Annotated in this window: 16 protein-coding genes; 5 read left to right on the forward strand and 11 right to left on the reverse strand. The window is 67.7% G+C overall.

Annotated features, from left to right (window positions below; genetic code table 11):
* The first annotated feature begins 186 nt into the window (after positions 1-186).
* Entirely contained in the window at positions 187-3,411 is a 3,225-nt protein-coding gene (locus FHR20_RS09955; protein WP_167299510.1) for a TonB-dependent receptor domain-containing protein, read from the forward strand.
* A gap of 51 nt (positions 3,412-3,462) precedes the next feature.
* On the opposite strand, the gene alr is transcribed toward FHR20_RS09955, so the two are convergent.
* The 3 genes from alr to FHR20_RS09970 all read right to left on the reverse strand — a co-directional run bounded on the left by alr (position 3,463) and on the right by FHR20_RS09970 (position 7,453).
* Positions 3,463-4,479 carry an alanine racemase gene (gene alr / locus FHR20_RS09960; protein WP_167299511.1) on the reverse strand — a complete coding sequence of 339 codons (1,017 nt, stop codon included), beginning with the start codon at positions 4,477-4,479 and terminating at the stop codon, positions 3,463-3,465.
* A 50-nt stretch (positions 4,480-4,529) separates the two neighbouring features.
* Positions 4,530-6,116 (reverse strand): MFS transporter, encoded by a 1,587-nt coding sequence (locus FHR20_RS09965; protein WP_243857277.1) that lies wholly within the window; start codon positions 6,114-6,116, stop codon positions 4,530-4,532.
* A 74-nt stretch (positions 6,117-6,190) separates the two neighbouring features.
* Positions 6,191-7,453: an NRAMP family divalent metal transporter gene (locus tag FHR20_RS09970; RefSeq protein WP_167299513.1), complete on the reverse strand. Its 1,263-nt coding sequence runs from the start codon at positions 7,451-7,453 to the stop codon at positions 6,191-6,193.
* Between the two features lie 181 nt (positions 7,454-7,634).
* Between FHR20_RS09970 and FHR20_RS09975 the strand changes: the two genes are divergently transcribed.
* A complete protein-coding gene (locus FHR20_RS09975) occupies positions 7,635-7,937 on the forward strand; it encodes a fucose-binding lectin (RefSeq protein ID WP_167299514.1) in 303 nt (100 codons plus the stop codon).
* An 18-nt stretch (positions 7,938-7,955) separates the two neighbouring features.
* Here FHR20_RS09975 and metH read toward each other — a convergent pair whose 3' ends face one another.
* The 7 genes from metH to FHR20_RS10005 form a co-directional block, all read right to left on the reverse strand.
* A complete protein-coding gene (metH, locus tag FHR20_RS09980) occupies positions 7,956-10,571 on the reverse strand; it encodes a methionine synthase (protein ID WP_167299515.1) in 2,616 nt (871 codons plus the stop codon).
* A 14-nt stretch (positions 10,572-10,585) separates the two neighbouring features.
* Positions 10,586-11,110 (reverse strand): GNAT family N-acetyltransferase, encoded by a 525-nt coding sequence (locus FHR20_RS09985; protein WP_167299516.1) that lies wholly within the window; start codon positions 11,108-11,110, stop codon positions 10,586-10,588.
* A gap of 1 nt (position 11,111) precedes the next feature.
* Complete coding sequence (locus FHR20_RS23025) at positions 11,112-11,243, reverse strand: hypothetical protein (RefSeq protein WP_279589411.1); 132 nt, start codon at positions 11,241-11,243, stop codon at positions 11,112-11,114.
* A 22-nt stretch (positions 11,244-11,265) separates the two neighbouring features.
* Complete coding sequence (locus tag FHR20_RS09990) at positions 11,266-11,541, reverse strand: hypothetical protein (RefSeq protein ID WP_167299517.1); 276 nt, start codon at positions 11,539-11,541, stop codon at positions 11,266-11,268.
* A 2-nt stretch (positions 11,542-11,543) separates the two neighbouring features.
* A complete protein-coding gene (locus FHR20_RS09995) occupies positions 11,544-12,590 on the reverse strand; it encodes a homocysteine S-methyltransferase family protein (protein ID WP_167299518.1) in 1,047 nt (348 codons plus the stop codon).
* Between the two features lie 150 nt (positions 12,591-12,740).
* Positions 12,741-13,655: a methylenetetrahydrofolate reductase gene (metF, locus tag FHR20_RS10000; RefSeq protein ID WP_243857278.1), complete on the reverse strand. Its 915-nt coding sequence runs from the start codon at positions 13,653-13,655 to the stop codon at positions 12,741-12,743.
* Entirely contained in the window at positions 13,652-14,605 is a 954-nt protein-coding gene (locus tag FHR20_RS10005) for an ArsR/SmtB family transcription factor (RefSeq protein WP_167299520.1), read from the reverse strand. The genes metF and FHR20_RS10005 overlap by 4 nt, the downstream gene beginning before the upstream one ends.
* Before the next feature lie 118 nt (positions 14,606-14,723).
* Here FHR20_RS10005 and FHR20_RS10010 point away from each other — a divergent pair, with 118 nt between their 5' ends.
* From FHR20_RS10010 to FHR20_RS10020, 3 genes are read left to right on the forward strand one after another with little or no spacing between them, the layout of a single operon-like run.
* Positions 14,724-14,978, forward strand: coding sequence for a hypothetical protein (locus FHR20_RS10010; RefSeq protein WP_167299521.1), 255 nt, complete (start codon positions 14,724-14,726; stop codon positions 14,976-14,978).
* Positions 14,979-14,981: 3 nt separating this feature from the next.
* Positions 14,982-15,146: a hypothetical protein gene (locus FHR20_RS10015; RefSeq protein ID WP_167299522.1), complete on the forward strand. Its 165-nt coding sequence runs from the start codon at positions 14,982-14,984 to the stop codon at positions 15,144-15,146.
* A complete protein-coding gene (locus FHR20_RS10020; RefSeq protein ID WP_167299523.1) occupies positions 15,143-16,090 on the forward strand; it encodes an aldo/keto reductase in 948 nt (315 codons plus the stop codon). Before FHR20_RS10015 ends, FHR20_RS10020 begins: the two co-directional genes overlap by 4 nt.
* Here FHR20_RS10020 and FHR20_RS10025 read toward each other — a convergent pair.
* Positions 16,087-16,929, reverse strand: a complete 843-nt coding sequence (locus tag FHR20_RS10025; RefSeq protein ID WP_167299524.1) for a LysR family transcriptional regulator — start codon at positions 16,927-16,929, stop codon at positions 16,087-16,089. The two genes, FHR20_RS10020 and FHR20_RS10025, sit on opposite strands and share 4 nt — an antisense overlap.
* Positions 16,930-16,933 lie beyond the last annotated feature (4 nt).

Raw genomic sequence — 16,933 nt, forward strand, 5'->3', positions numbered from 1 at the left:
ACGCTAAGGCACATTCTGAATGTTACATTAACGCGCGCCAGTTTGAAATTTGGCGCGCTTGATAGTCTCTTTTTTGCAACACCGCGGACACAATTGCGCTGGCTAATATTTCCAGCCCTTGCGGTGCAGAAACACGTCCGGCTCATTCCTCCCTTCGGGCATTCCGCCCGAGGGGCAAAAGAACCAATGAAAATCTCTCACTTGCTGAGCGCGACGGCGCTCGCCGGGTCGCTATTGGCAACGCCAGCCTTCGCCCAGGATTCGCAGCAGGCGCCGGCCACGAAGCAGACCGAAAAGGCGCAGGACGAGGAAATCGTCGTCACCGGTTCGCGCATCCGCATCCGCAACACGATCGACGCCGCCGTGCCGGTGCAGACGATCACGGCGACGCAGCTGCTGGGCACCCGTGGCGACGTGTCGCTCGGCGACGCGCTCAACCAGCTGCCGCAGTTCCGCTCGACCTTCAGCCAGGCGAACTCGACCGGCTCGATCGGCACCGCCGGCCTCAGCCTGCTCGATCTGCGCGGCCTCGGCACCTCGCGCACGCTGACCCTGATCAACGGCCGCCGCGTCGTGTCGGCCGTGCCGGGCAGCTACACGCCCGACGTCAGCACCATTCCCTACGACCTTGTCGACCGCATCGAGACCGTGACCGGCGGCCAGTCGGCCATCTATGGTTCGGACGCCATCGCGGGCGTCGCCAACTTCATCCTGCGCCGCGACTATGACGGCGTGCGCGTCCGCGCGCAGAGCGGCATCAGCACCTATGGCGACCGCGGCACCTATCTGGTCAGCGCGCTCGCCGGCAAGAACCTGATGGACGGCCGCCTGAACGTCACTGCCTCGGCCGAATACACCCACGCGAACGAGCTCTATTATGCCGATCGCGACTATCTGGGTGCCTATGGCGGCGTGCCGGGCTTCATCACCTCGCAGATCACCACCGCGCCGAACCGCAATTTCGACGGCATTCCGAACACCGCCTTCGTTCCGCGCGGCGTCGTGTTCGGCAACCGCTCGATCGGCGGCACCGTCATCACGCAGTGCCCGTCCACCGCGACCACGGCCAATGCGGCACAGCGCGCGGCGATCTGCACCGGCCAGAATTCGCCGACCGGCAGCCCGATCGCCTATAACTACATGTTCGAGCCCGACGGCTCGCTGATCAAGGACTCGCCCGCCACCACGGGCATGACCGACAATCGCGCGATCGGCGGCGGCATCCTGTTCGGCAAGTCGGCTTCGGGCGTCGAAGGCGCGATGCTCATGCCGAGCCAGGACCGCATCGTCGGCAACCTGCTGATCAACGGTGACTTCTCGCGCGCCTTCCGGCCGTTCGTCGAGCTCACCTATGCGCAGGTCAAGGTCCACCAGCAATCGGTGCAGCCGAGCTTCACCGGCGGCACGCTGAGCTCGACCTTCAGCGTCAACAACCCGTTCCTGACGACGGCCGCGCGCAACACGCTCACGACCATCCTGGCGCCCGGGGCGACGAGCTTCACGCTCAACCGCTTCAACAACGACCTCGGCACCCGCGCCGAGTTCCACAACCGCAAGACCTATCGCGGCGTCATCGGCGTTGGCGGCGACCTCAGCGACACCGGCAACCTGCGTTACGAAATCGCCGCCAACTATGGCCGCACCGAGAACTCCTATCGCACCGGCGGCAACGTGCTGGTCACCCAGTTCAACCGCGCAGCGAACGCGGTGCTTGCACCGGCCGGCTATACGGGCTCGAACTTCGTGCTCAACGATGCGGGCCAGAAGGTGGTCTGCGGCGTCAATGCCGACGCCATCACGACCAATGACGACGCGGCCTGCTATCCGATCAACCTGTTCGGCGAGAAGCGCTACGACCAGCGCGCGCTGAACTATATCCTGCATACCTCGACTCGCAACCAATGGGCCGAGCAGCTCGATTTCACGGCCTTCGTGTCGGGTGATTCGAGCGGGTTGTTCAGCCTGCCGGGCGGCCCGGTCGGCTTCGCGATCGGCGGCGAATATCGCCGTGAGGACGCCTTCTCCGGCCAGGATTCGGTCACCGCGTCGGGCCAGACCTTCCTCAACCCGGCGGCGACCTTCGATCCGCCCGCGGTGAAGGTGAAGGAAGCCTATGGCGAACTGCGCATCCCGCTGCTCGCCAACCTGCCGCTCATCCGCGAGCTGACCTTCGAAGGCGCCGCGCGCGTCTCCGACTATGGCGGCACCACGGGTTCGGTCTGGGCGTGGAACGGCGGCGTCATCTGGGCTCCGCATCGCGACCTGCGCTTCCGCGGCACCTTCTCGAAGTCGGTCCGCGCGCCCAACCTGAGCAACCTCTATGCGACGGCGGCGACCACCTTCCAGAACAGCTTCACCGATCCGTGCGATCAGGCCGGCGGCACCAACGCGTCGAACAACATCACGACCAACCCGAACCGCGTGAAGAACTGCGCCGCGGCCGGCATCCCGACCACGATCACCTACACCGATCCGGTCTCGGGCAACGTGCTGACCCGTCCCTGGACCAACCAGACGACGGCCGGCCTGGCGGGCATCAACTCGGGCAACCCGAACCTGCTGCCGGAAAGCGGCTACAGCTTCACGGTCGGCACGGTGTTCACGCCCAAATTCGCTCCGGGCTTCAGCATCTCGGTCGATTACTACAATGTCCGCGTGAAGAACGTCATCTCGGGCCTCACCGGCCAGGCGATCATCAATCGCTGCTATGACGATCCCAGCGGCATCAACAACATCTTCTGCGCCGCGGTCTTCCGTCGCAGCAGCTCCAACGCCGTGGAGAACTATACCTTCAACGGCCAGTCGAATCGTCAGATCGACCAGTCGACCTTCAACCTGGCGCTTGCCGGCAACGGCAACAGCTTCATCAACCAGCCCTACAACTTCGCCAAGCTGGCAACGCGCGGCATCGACATCGACGTGGCCTATGACCACAAGTTCAATGACGATATCTCGATCAGCCTGCGCACCATCGTAAGCTATGTGATGGATCGCCTGTCCTACAGCTACATCACCGAGCCGAACCGCTACGACCGTATCGACAGCACGCTGGGCGATCCGAAGTGGCAGGGCCAGTTCACGGCCAACGTCAAGCTGGGCAACGTCGATGTGAACTACAACGCGCGCTATGTCGGCAAGCAGATCGTCTCCGGGCTCGCCTACGAGACCTTCTTCCCGTCGCAGGGCCGCACGCCCACCAACCCGGATGCGCGTCCGTTCATCTATTATGATCCGATCATCTACCAGAGCGTGCGGGTCGGCGTGAACGTGACCAAGGACTATCGCCTGTACTTCGGCGTAGACAATCTCACCAATGAACTGCCGCCGTACGATGCGACCGGCACGGGCAACGATGCGATCTACCCGAACACGGGCCGCTTCTTCTATGCGGGCGCCCAGGTTCGCTTCTGATCCTTCGCTCCTGAAAACCGGAAAGGGCCGCTCGAAAGGGCGGCCCTTTTCTTATGCCCAGATCCGGTCGAAGCGCCCGCCGAGCCCGGTCAGCAGCTCATATTGCGAGAGGCCGCTCAGCGCCGCCGTCTCCGGCAGGCCATAGGACATCGCCACCCAGTCGCCCTCGCGCAGTTCGGGGAGCGCCGTCACGTCGATCGCAGTCAGGTCCATCGAGACGCGACCGATCACCGGCAGGCCGACGCCCGCCACCATCGCCGATCCCCTGCCGGAGAAGCAGCGCAGATACCCGTCCGCATAGCCAAGGTTGAGGATCGCCACTTCGGTATCGGCCGGCGCGATCCAGGTCGCGTTGTACCCCACGCTCTCGCCGGCGCGGACCCGGCGGCGCTGGAGGATCTGCGCCTCCGGCGTCGCCACCTGGCGGATCGCATCGTGCCCGGGGCGCTGCCGGCCGCCATAGAGCGCGATGCCCGGCCGGGTGAGATCGAAGGCATAGTCGGCCCCCAGCGCGATGCCCGCCGAATTGGCCAGGCTCATCCGCTTCGCCGGCGTCCTGCCCTTGAGCGCGCCGAAGGCGGCAAGCTGCCGGGCGTTGAGCGGCACGTCCTCGTCGGCCGAGACGAGATGGCTCATCAGCGTCTCGATCGCCAGCCCGTCGAGCAGGCCCGCGCCGATCTCCTCGGCCGAGACGCCGAGCCGGTTCATCCCGGTATCGACCATCACGTCGCACGGCCGCCCCGTCGGCTTCCAGCGCTTCACCTGCTCCGCCGTGCTCAGCACCGGCCGGGCATGGGGGGCGTCGAGCGGGTCTTCGGCGCGCACGCCGTGCAGCACCGATACCGGGACGCCGAGGCCCGCGAGCGCCGCCGCCTCGCCCCAGGTCGCCACGAAGAAGTCGCGGCATCCCGCCTCGGCCAGCCGGGCCGCCACGTCGCGCGCGCCGAGCCCATAGCCATTGGCCTTGATCGCCGCACCGCACGAGGCGGCGCCGCCGAGTTTGGCCAGGTGCCGCCAGTTCGAGACGAGCGCGGCGCCGTCGAGCCGCAAGCGCAGGGGAGCAGTCATGCCCTTGCGGTTACGGGGTGCGCCCCCATGCCGCAATGGCTCTGACCCATTCAAAGATGGGGATGGACCTTGCGCGGCGGTTTCACCGTCTCGGTCAGCCCCAGCGCCGTCACCACCAGCGCCATCGCCACCACGGCGATGGTGTACCACAGCCCCGCATAGGGATCGCCCGTGCGCGCGACGATATACTGGCTGATGAAGGGCAGGAAGCCGCCGAAATAGCCGGTGCCGAGATGATAGGGGATCGACATCGACGAATAGCGGATCCGGCTCGGGAACATCTCGCTGAGCAGCGCCGCGACCGGGCCATAGGTCGCGCCGGCCAGCGCCATCAGCCCCAGTATCGCCAGCACGATCACCGCGATATTGCCCGCCGAGGGCATGGTGCGCTCCAGCCTGTAGCCGGCCGCGGCGAGCGCGGCGTCGAGCCCGGCGGGGCTGGCATCCGCCACCGGCACGCCGCCGATCGTCACCACCACCGCCTCGGCCCGGTCGGTCTTGTAGGCGATGCCCTTCTTCGAAAGCTGGTCGAGGATCCGGCCACAGGCATCCACTTGCTTGGCCGCGAAGGGATCATAGGTGCAGTCGGGGCCCCGCACGACCACCGGCGTGCGCTTCGCCGCCTCCGCCAGCCCCGGATTGGCCGCGCCGCCGATCGCCCAGAACAGCGGGAACAGCAGCACCAGCGTCAGCGCATAGCCGATCACGATCGGCTTCTTGCGCCCGATCCGATCGGACAGATGGCCGAACAGGATGAAGAAGCCGCATCCGGCGAGCGCCGACCCGCCGCAGATCAGCTGCGCGGTGGTCGGGTCCATCCGCATCGGCCCGGTGAGGAAGGAAAGCACCGAGAACATCGAGGTGTACCAGATCACCGTCAGCCCCGCCGCGATGCCGAACAGCGCGACGAAGAGCCGGGGCAGGTTGCCCGGATAGGTAAAGCTCTCGAGGAACGGGTTGCTCGCCGTCTCGCCGGCGTCCTTGATCGCCTGGAACACCGGGCTTTCGGAAAGCTTCAGGCGCATCCACAAGGATATGGCGAGCAGCAGGATCGAGAAGAGGAAGGGCAGGCGCCAGCCCCATGCCTCCCAGGTCGCGGCCGGCATCGGCGCCTTGAAGGCGAGCACCACCGCCAGGCTGAGGATGAAGCCGCCGACCACGCTCGCCTGGATGAAGCTGGTGTGGAAGCCGGCGCGCCCGCCCGGCGAATGCTCGGCGACATAGATGGCGGCACCGCCATATTCGCCGCCCAGCGCCAGCCCCTGCGCCACCCGCATCAGCAGGATCAGCAGCGGCGCGGCGATGCCGATCGCGGCATAGCTCGGCACCAGGCCGATGCCGGCGGTGGCCAGGCCCATCACGGTGATGGTGACGAGAAAGGTGTATTTCCGCCCCATCCTGTCGCCCAGATAGCCGAACAGCACCGCGCCCAGCGGCCGGAACCCGAAGCCGACCGCGAACGCTGCCCAGGCGAGCAGGCTCGCCAGCACGTCGTTGCCCGCGGGGAAGAAAGTATGCTGGAGGATGCCGGTGGCGGTCAGCGTGCCCCAGATGAAGAAATCATACCATTCGAAGATGGTGCCCAGCGACGATGCGCCGATCACCAACTTGATGTCCTTGCCCGTCGGCTCCGCCATTGGGTCCCCTCCCATAATCTGCGCGCGAGCTTAGCGGCTTCGGGATGGGCGACAAGACGGGGCCCGCCCCCGCTTCACCGCCACACCAGCATCGCCACCGCCGCCGCGCCCATCACCAGCGTCGCCGCCCAGCCGAACCAGAGCAGCGGCCCGTGAATGTGGAAGGCGCCCATCAGGCTGCGGCGCGTCGCGATCACCATCATCACCGCCATGATCGGCACCGCCGCGAAGCCATTGACCACCGCGCTCCAGAACAGCGCCTGGATCGGCGGGATGCCCGACCAGTCGAGCCCGATGCCGAGCAGGGTCGCCAGCGCGATCACCCCGTAGAAGCCCGGCGCGTCGCGCACCCGGTATTCCAGCCCGCAGCGCCAGCCGCGCGCATCGCCCACGGCAAAGGCCGCCGAGCCGGCGAGCACGGGCACCGCGAGCAGCCCGGTGCCGATGATGCCGATCGCGAACAGCGCGAAGGCGAAGTTGCCGGCCACCGGCTTCAGCGCCTCGGCGGCGTCGGCGGCGGTGTCGATCCTGGTCACGCCCTGCACGTGCAGCGTCGCGGCGGTCGCCACGATGATCGCGATCGCGATCAGGTTGGAAAAGGCCATGCCGATGAACGTGTCGATCCGCATCCGCCGGATCTCGCCGGGCGCCTGCTCGGGTGCCTCGGTGAGCGGCCGGGCCCCGTCATGGTCCTCGACTTCCTCCACTTCCTGCGCCGCCTGCCAGAAGAAGAGATAGGGGCTGATCGTGGTGCCGAAGATCGCCACCACCGTGGCGATCGCCTGGGGCCCGTCGATCCTGGGCACCACCAGCCCCTTCGCCGCCGCCGCCCAATCGACATGCACCACCAGCACCACCGCGACATAGGCGAACAGCGACAGGGTCAGCCATTTCAGCACATGGGCGTAGCGGTGATAGGAGATGAAGACCTGCAGCACCAGGCAGAGCAGCGCGAAGAAGATCGTGAACCCATGGTCGCCCCAGCCCAGGACCAGCTGCGCCGCATCGCCCATCGCGGCGATGTCGGCGCCGATATTGATCGTGTTGGCGACGAACAGGATCGCGACGAGCAGGGTGAGCAGCCAGCCGGGCAGCACCCCGCGCATGTTGCGGGCCAGCCCGCGCCCGGTCACCCGGCCGATATGCGCGCTCACCAGCTGCACCGCCGTCATCAGCGGATAGGTGAGCACCATCGTCCACATCAGCCCATAGCCGAATTGCGCGCCGGCCTGGGAATAGGTGGCGATGCCGCTGGGATCGTCGTCCGCCGCGCCGGTGATCAGGCCCGGGCCGAGCTTCTTCGCGACCGAGGTTTCTTCCTGTCTGCTGGCGGTCATGCAGGCTCCGGCATCGTGACGAACAGGCGATGCTATCAGATAGCGCGCGATCCCGAACCAACCCAGATCGATGCGCCGGGCCGCACCGATCCGGACCGAATGCCGATTGCGCGGGCGCGGCTTACGCGGGAGCCTCCCCGCGGTTCGCCTCAGGGGACGCGAACCGCAAAGGGGAGATCCTATGTCTGGAGACAATCCGAGCTATCCGATCGGCACCTGCTCGACGAGCTGGTTCGACGGCGCGCACGCGCTGCACATCCGCGTCTATTCGAGCGACGGCTACACGATCACCGAACGATGCGCGGACGGCAATGGCTGGACCACCGGCGCGACGTTTCCCGGCTCGCAGGCATCGGTCATCACCTGGGCGGATTCCGCCGGACAGCACCTTCGCCTCTATGTGACCAACGCGAACGTCACCACCGAATATTGCTCCGACCCGGGCACCCCGGGCTGGACCAAGGGCCAGTACGTCCAGCCCTGAACGGCGGCGCGGCCGGCCTCAGTCGAGGTTCGGCCGCAGCCAGCGGGTCGCCTGTTCCAGGTCGACGCCGCGCCGCGCCGCATAATCCTGGAGCTGGTCCTGCCCGATCCGCGCCACGCCGAAATACTCGGCCTGGGGGTGGCCGAAATAGAAGCCGGAGACCGCCGCGGTGGGCAGCATCGCGAAGCTCTCGGTCAGCGAGATGCCGGTGCGCTTGTGCGCGTCGAGCATCTTGAACAGGATCGGCTTCAGGCTGTGCTCGGGGCAGGCCGGATAGCCCGGCGCCGGGCGGATGCCGCGATATTCTTCCTTGATCAGCGCTTCGTTGGTCAGCTGCTCGCCCTCGGCATAGCCCCAGATCGAAGTGCGCACGAACTGGTGGAGCCGCTCGGCGAACGCCTCGGCCAGGCGATCGGCCAGCGCCTTGAGCAGGATGTCGCTATAATCGTCGATCGCGTTCTTGAAGCGCGCGAGATGCGGCTCGATGCCGTGGATGCCCACTGCGAAGCCGCCGATCCAGTCGCCCTGGGTATCGATGAAATCGGCCAGGCACATGTTCGCCCGCCCCTCGCGCTTGGCGATCTGCTGGCGCAGCATCGGCAGCGTGACATGCTCCTCGTCGCCGACATGGACGATGATGTCGTCGCCTTTGCGGCGGCACGGCCACAGCCCGGCGACGCCGCGCGCGGTCAGCCATTTCTCCTCGACGATCCGGTCGAGCATCTTCTGCGCATCGGCGAACAGGCTGGTCGCGCTCTCGCCGACCACCTTGTCCTCCAGGATCGCCGGATAATTGCCCGCCAGTTCCCAGGCGCGGAAGAAGGGCGTCCAGTCGATATAGCTGCGCAGGTCCTTGAGGTCCCAATCGGGGAAGTCGTGCACGCCCGGCATGCGCGGCTTGCCCGGCTTGAGGCGCATGTCGGCCTCGAACCCATTGTCGCGCGCCTTGTCGAGCGGCAGCAGCTCGCTCTGCCCGCGCCCGGCCCGCGCCTGGCGGACCTGCTCATATTCGGCCGCGATCCTGGCGACATAATCGTCGCGCTGGGTATCCGAGACCAGCGCCGTCGCCACGCCCACCGCGCGGCTGGCGTCGAGCACATGCACCACCGGGCCGGTATAGGCCGGCTCGATCCGCAGCGCGGTGTGCACGCGGCTGGTCGTCGCGCCGCCGATCAGCAGCGGCATCGTCATCTGCGCGCGCTGCATCTCCTCGGCGACGGTGACCATCTCGTCCAGGCTCGGGGTGATCAGGCCGGACAGGCCGATCATGTCCGCGTCATTCTCGTTGGCTGCCTTCAGGATATCGGCCCAGGGCACCATCACGCCCATGTCGATCACTTCGAAGCCGTTGCACTGGAGCACGACGCCGACGATGTTCTTGCCGATGTCGTGGACGTCGCCCTTCACGGTCGCCATCACCACCCGGCCCTTGGCCTTGGCGCCGGCCTGCTTCTCGGCCTCGATGAAGGGCATCAGGTGCGCCACCGCCTTCTTCATCACGCGGGCGGACTTCACCACCTGGGGCAGGAACATCTTGCCCGATCCGAACAGGTCGCCGACCACGTTCATCCCGTCCATCAGCGGGCCCTCGATCACTTCGATCGGGCGGGCGCCGCGCGCCGCCAGCGCCGCACGGCACTCCTCGGTATCCTCGACGACATGCGCGTCGATGCCCTTGACCAGCGCATGCTCCAGCCGCTTCTCGACCGCCCAGCCGCGCCACTCCGCGGCCTGTTTCTCGGCCACCGCGTCGGTGCCCTTGAACTTCTCGGCGAGCGCGACCAGCCGGTCGCCGGCCTCGGGGTCCTTGTTGAGGATCACGTCCTCGCAGGCCTGGCGCAGCTCGGGCTCGATCTGGTCGTAGACGTCGAGCTGGCCGGCGTTGACGATCGCCATGTCCATGCCCGCGGGGATGGCATAATAGAGGAACACCGAGTGCATCGCCTTGCGCACCGGCTCGTTGCCGCGGAACGAGAAGCTCAGGTTCGAGAGGCCGCCCGAGATATGGCAATGCGGGCAGCGCTTCTTGATCTCGCGCGTCGCCTCGATGAAGTCGACGCCGTAATTGTTGTGCTCCTCGATGCCCGTCGCCACCGCGAACACGTTGGGATCGAAGATGATGTCCTCGGGCGGGAAGCCGATGCCGACCAGCAGCTTGTAGGCGCGCTCGCAGATCTCGATCTTGCGCGCCTGGGTGTCGGCCTGGCCGGTCTCGTCGAACGCCATGACGACCACGGCGGCGCCATAGGCCATGCACTTGCGCGCATGCTCGAGGAACTGGTCGACGCCTTCCTTCATGCTGATCGAATTGACGATCGGCTTGCCCGAGACGCATTTCAGCCCCGCCTCGATCACGTCCCATTTCGAGCTGTCGATCATCACCGGCACGCGCGCGATGTCGGGCTCGGCGGCGATGAGCTTGAGGAAGGTGGTCATCGCCTCGTGCGCGTCGAGCAGGCCCTCGTCCATGTTGACGTCGATCACCTGCGCGCCATTCTCGACCTGCTGGCGCGCGACCTCCACGGCCCTGGCATAGTCGCCGCCCATGATGAGCTTCTTGAACGCCGCCGAACCGGTGACGTTGGTACGCTCGCCGACATTGACGAAGTTGGTGGAGGAGGGAGTGTTCGTCATTTCTCTGTTCTTGTTCACGAGGAAAGCGGGCGGGCGAGAACGACATCGTCGAACAGCTGGCCGCCGACGTCGAAGCGGCGTTCGCCGATCCGGGCAAAGCCCTGTTTGGTGTAGAAGGCGATGGCGCGGGCATTGCTCGCATAGACGCCGAGCAGCAAGCGCGCATGCCCGGCTGCGCCTTCGACGGCGCTGGCCATCAGCCCCGCGCCCAGCCCGGTGCCGTGAAAGCGCGAGAGCAGGTAGATGCGCTTGAGTTCCACATCGCCCGGCTCGGCACCGGGCAGGTCGGGCGCGGTAAGCTGTGCGAAGCCGATCGGCGCGCCGCCCGGCTGCGCCTCGGCGATCCAGGCCCGGCTGCCCTTGGCCAGATAGGCGGCAAAGCTCTCGGGCGCATAGGCCCGCGCGCAATGCGCGACGATCGCCGCGCCCGGCAGCACGCCGGCGAAGGTCTCGAGGAACGTCGCACGCCCGACAAGGGCGAGCGCGGCGATGTCGTCCTCGCCCGCCTCGCGGATGCGCCAGCTTTCCCCATCGACCATGTCAGGCAGCCGCCATCGTGAAGGGCTCGGGCCCGGCCTGTTGCGGCGCGGCTTCCACCGCGGCTGCATGGTCGCCCGGCATGATCGGCTCCCTGGAGCGCCCGGAGCCGGCGGAGAAGGCGGTATTGTTCATTTCAGTCCGTTCTCTTCTGTCCTCAGCGGTATCGGTCGATACCGCCCAGCCTGAGTGCCGTGGCGACCTCCAGGATTGCCCGGCTCGTGGCACCATCGGTTCCCACACCGGCGTCCAGCGATCGGATGATGCTGAACCCGCGCTCGCTTTCGTCGCCGTCGAGAAAGCGATCGATCGCATCCAGCGCCTGCAGCCAGCCTGTGCGGCGGTCCCCCGTCCATTGCGGTTCGCCCGTCTCCGCCAATGCGAGGCGGGCCGCCGCTATCGATTTGCGAACCGCTGCAAAACCGAGCTCCATGCTCACGCCCCCATGACGAAGGGCTCGAGCCCGGCCAGCCGCGTCCGCACCTCCGGGGTCGGGATCGGGCGGGGGGGAAGGCTCGCCACTGCGTCCGCGATCGCCTTGATGTGCTCCGGGGTCGAGCCGCAGCAGCCGCCGAGCACGTTGACCTGGCCGGCATCGGCCCATTCCTTGACCAGCCCGGCCGTGGTTGCCGGCGCCTCGTCATAGGCGCCCAGCTCGTTGGGCAGGCCGGCGTTCGGATAGACCATGATCAGCGTGTCGCAGAGCGCCGACAGCGTCTTGACGTGCGGGCGCAGCTGCTCGGCGCCGAACGAGCAGTTGAGCCCGATCGTCACCGGCTTCGCATGGCGCACCGCGTGCCAGAAGGCCTCCACCGTATGGCCCGAAAGGTTGCGGCCGCTCAGGTCGGTCAGCGTCATCGACAGCATGATCGGCAAGTCGCGGCCCAGCGCCTCGCCCGCTTCGATCGCCGCCATGATGCCGGCCTTGGCGTTGAGCGTGTCGAACACCGTCTCGATCAGCACGAAGTCGATCCCGCCCTCGACGAGCGCGTCGATCTGCTCGCGATACACGTCCTTGAGATAGTCGAAGTCGATCTCGCGATAGCCGGGATCGTTGACGTCGGGGCTGAGCGAGAGCGTCTTGTTGGTCGGGCCCAGCGCGCCTGCCACGAAGCGCGGGCGCCCATCCTTCGCTTCGAACTCGTCGGCGATCGAGCGGGCGAGCTTCGCGCTCTCTACATTGATCTCGCGCACCAGATGCTCGGCGCCATAATCGGCCTGGCTGATCCGGTTGGCCGAGAAGGTGTTGGTCTCGGCGATGTCCGCTCCCGCCTCGAAATAGGCGCGGTGGATCGACGCCGGCACCTCGGGCATGGTCAGCGCGAGAATGTCGTTGTTGCCCTTCTGGTCATGGCTCAGCCCCAGATCGCCGGCATAGGCGGCCTCGTCGAGCTTCCAGTTCTGGATCTCGGTGCCGAACGCCCCGTCGGTGATCAGGATGCGCTTGGCGGCTTCGGCCAGCAGTTTCTCGCGTACAGTCATATCGTTCCTCGATCCGCCCCGGCACGGGGAGGGAGACCATGCGAAACATGGTGGAGGGGGCTCTCCGCATTCCGATCCGCTGGTGGAGAGCCCCCTCCACCACGCCGCCGCGCGGCGCGCTTCCCCTCCCCGCGCCGGGGAGGGTCAAATTCATGCCGCCGCCAGCGCCGCCACCTTCGGCCGCACGCCCAGCAAGTGGCAGATCGCGTAGCTCAGCTCGGCCCGGTTGAGCGTGTAGAAATGGAACTGGCGCACGCCGCCGGCATAGAGCTTGCGGCACAGCTCCGCCGCCAGCGTCGCCGCCACCAGCTGGCGCGCGGCGGGATGCTCGTCCAGCCCTTCGAACAGCCGCTCCATCCAGCCCGGCACCTGGGTTCCGCACATGCCCGCCATGCGCACCACGCTGGCGAAGCTCATCACCGGCATGATGCCCGGCACGATCTCCGCGTCGATCCCCGCCTTGGCCGCATCGTCGCGGAAACGCAGGAACGTCTCGGGCTCGAAGAAGAACTGGGTGATCGCCCGGGTGGCGCCCGCGTCGATCTTGCGCTTCAGATTGTCGAGGTCCGCCGCCTGGTTCGGCGAATCCGGGTGGCATTCGGGATAGGCCGCGACCGAGATCTCGAACGGATGGAGCCGGCGCAGCCCCGCCACCAGGTCCGCGGCATTCTCATAGCCGCCGGGATGGGTGCCGTATTTCTCGCCCGCCCGGGGCGGATCGCCGCGCAGCGCGACGATGTGGCGCACGCCGGCCGCCCAATATTCGCGCGCGACCTGGTCGATCTCTTCCCGTGTCGCCTCGACGCAGGTGAGGTGCGCCGCCGCCGGGATCGCCGTCTCGCGCGCGATCCGCGCCACCGTGTTGTGCGTCCGCTCGCGAGTCGAGCCGCCGGCGCCATAGGTCACGCTCACGAAACGCGGCCCAAGCGGGCCGAGCGTCTCGATCGACTCCCACAGCGTCTCCTCCATCTTCTCCGTCTTGGGCGGGAAGAATTCGAAGCTCACATCGATATCGCCCGCCACGTCCGCGAACAGCGGCGCCGCCAGCGGGTCCAATATAGTCATGCGGCCTTCACCCCTTGCTTCGCTTCGCCGGTCTTGCGACCGAGCCATAATTTCACCGTCAGCTCGCCGCCTTCCAGCGTCTCCACCTTCACCGGCGCGAGCCCATGCGCCTCGAACCAGCCGAGCACCTGCTCGTCGGAGAAGCCGAGGCGCGTGTGCGCGTCCTTCTGCCGCAGCTCCTCGCGCTCGTGCGGCGCGAAATCGGCGATGAGCAGCCGGCCGCCCGGCGCCAGCACCCGCGCCGCCTCGCCGATCGCCGCGCCGGGCTGCTGCGCGAAATGGAGCACATGGTGCAGGATCGCGAGGTCCGCCCCGCCATCCTGCAACGGCAGCGCATAGAGGTCCGCCTGCCGCAGCTCGGCATTGGCCAGCCCCTGCTCGGAAAGCTTGGCACGCGCAAGGCGCAGCATCTCGCTCGACCGGTCGATCCCCAGCGCCCGCTCGGCACGCGGCGCGAACAGCTCGAGCATACGGCCCGTGCCGGTGCCGATATCGATGAGATGGCCGACCGGCCCATCGCCCAGCGCCGCGGCCATCGCCGCCTCGACTTCGCTCTCGGCGACATGGAGCGAGCGGATCGCATCCCATTCGCCGGCATTGCTCTCGAACCAGTCCGCCGCCGCGCTCGCCCGGTCGGCGCGCACCGCGGCGAGCCGCGCCTCGTCGGCGACCATCCAGTGATCGACTTCGTTCCAGGCATCGAGCGCGGCGAGCATCGGCTCCACCCTGGCCGCATCGCCCAGGCCGACGAACACCCAGCTGCCTTCCTTGCGCCGCTCGAGCAGCCCGGCATCGCACAATATCTTCACATGGCGCGAGACGCGCGGCTGGCTCTGGCCCAGCACCTGGGCCAGCTCGCCCACGCTCAGCTCCATCGAGCGGACCAGCGCGAGGATGCGCAACCGCGTCGAATCGGCAAGGGCACGGAAGATGGCGAGGGCGTTCTGCACGGCGGTTATAGATATAAAGATATCTTTATATGCGGTCAACGCACCGCATGCGCCTTGCGCGCGAGTCGCTCCCTCGGTTAGCCCTTGCCCGAACCATTCCGGAAAAGGGGACGCATCCATGCGCAACGCGCTCATCCTCCCGCTCGCGGCAGTCGCGCTGCTCGGGCTCTCGGCCTGCGGCAACAAGGCGAAGAACGAAGCAGCCGAGGCCAATGAAGCAGTCACGGGCGACAGCAACACGATGGGCGAGGCAGTGAGCGACGTGAACGCCGCCGAGAATGCGGCGTTCGGCGCCGCCGAGAGCAATTACGACCAGGCCGTGCCGGTCGGCAATGCCGCCGGCGAGGGCTCGGGCGACGAGATCACCGACTGATCCATGCGGCTCGCTCCTCTCCTCCTCCTGCTCGCCCTCGCCGCCTGCGGCCGCGGCGGATCCGATGACGCGCAGGGCGGGCTGAGCGCCGGCGAGTCCCGCCAGCTCGATGCGGCGGCGGCCGCGATCGACGCGAATGCGAGCCAGTCGAACGGAGCAGCGGAATGATCCGGCGGGAACTGGGCGCGAGCGGCATCGAGACGCCGCCATTGATCCTGGGCGGCAACGTCTTCGGCTGGACCGCCGACAAGGCGACCAGCTTCGCCGTGCTCGACCGCTTCGCGGAAGCCGGCGGCGCGCTGATCGACACCGCCGACGTCTATTCGGCCTGGGTCCCCGGGCATCGGGGCGGCGAATCCGAGGCGATCATCGGCGAATGGCTCCGCGTCTCGGGCAAGCGCGGCAAGGTGAAGGTCGCGACCAAGGTCGGCATGCTCGACGGCGAAGGCGGCTCCAAGCTCGCGCCCGCGCGCATCGCCGCCGCCTGCGACGCCAGCCTTGCGCGCCTCGGCGTCGAGACGATCGACCTCTATTTCGCGCATCAGGACGATGACGCCGTGCCGCAGGAAGACGTGCTCGCCGCCTTTGACGGGCTGATCCGGGCCGGCAAGGTCCAGGCGATCGGCGCGTCCAACTTCCACGCCGCACGCCTCAAGTCCGCGCTCGACATCGCCACGCGCGACGGCCTGCCGCACTACCGGGCGCTGCAGAACGAGTACAACCTCGTCAGCCGCCACAAGTTCGAAGGCGAGCTGCAGGATCTGTGCGTCGAGCATAATATCGGCTGCGTGCCCTATTACGGGCTCGCCTCGGGCTATCTCACCGGCAAGTACCGCTCCGAGGCGGATCTCGGGAAGAGCGTGCGCGGCGGGCGGATGACGGCGTTCATGCAGGGCAAGGGCCCCGCCGTCCTGGCCGCGATGGACGAGATCGCGGCGGAGACCGGCACCACGCTCGCCCGGATCGCCCTGGCCTGGGTCGCGGCGCAACCGGGCGTGACGGCACCCATCGCCAGCGCGACTTCGCTCGCCCAGGTCGAGGAACTGGTGGGGAGCTGGAACCTGGCGCTCGACCGCGCGCAGCTCGACCGGCTGACGGCGGCAGGGGCCTAGGCAGGCGCCCCGGCCAGCCCGGCGATCCAGCGGGCATCTTCCGAGGCCAGGCGGTTGCCCATGCCGCACAGGATAAGGGTATTGCGCGCCACCGGCCCGCAGGGTTCGAAGCCGAAGGCGCGGGCGGCATCCTCGGGCGCGATGGTGAAGCCCCGCCCCGCGCGCACGCCGATCAGCGCCTCTTCCAGCTCGTTGCAGTGATCGCGAACCGCCAGGCCGGGCGGCTGCGCCGCCAGCACCTGGCCGAACCAGTGCCCGAACACATATTCATATTCGTCATAGGCGATGCACGGGGCCCGGGAGAGGCTGTCGCGCGTCGGCGGGCCGTCAGGCGCCCCGACCAGCCAGAGCGTTTCCTCGGCCACCGCGACGCTCTCGATCGGAGCGGCCACCACGCCGCGATAGGTGATCCCCAGGTCGATCACGCCGGCGCCGAGCCAGTCGAGGATCTGATCGTGCGAGCCCATGCGGAGAACGATGCGGCGCGTCCGCTCGGCCTCGCGGAAGACCCGGGGGGCCAGGCGATAGCGGCCGAAGCCGGTGACGCAGCCGATGCGCAACGGCACGGCCGCCGGAGCCTCGCTGCGGACCTGCTCGGCGGCATGCGCGACCTCGGCGAGCGCCCGATCGATCGCTTCGTACAGGGCCCGCCCCTCCGGGGTGAGGCGCAGCCGGCGACCGACGCGTTCGGCAAGCGGCACGCCCGCATCCCGCTCGAACCGCCGGAAATCGGCATGGATCGACGGCGGCGACCTGCCCTCGTTCCGCGCCGCCGCGTTGATCCCGCCCGCGCGGGCGACGGCATGAAAGGCAGCGGCACGACGCAGGTCGATCTTCATTCCA

Source organism: Sphingomonas leidyi (genome assembly GCF_011761945.1).
GTDB classification, from domain to species: Bacteria; Pseudomonadota; Alphaproteobacteria; order Sphingomonadales; family Sphingomonadaceae; genus Sphingomonas; species Sphingomonas leidyi.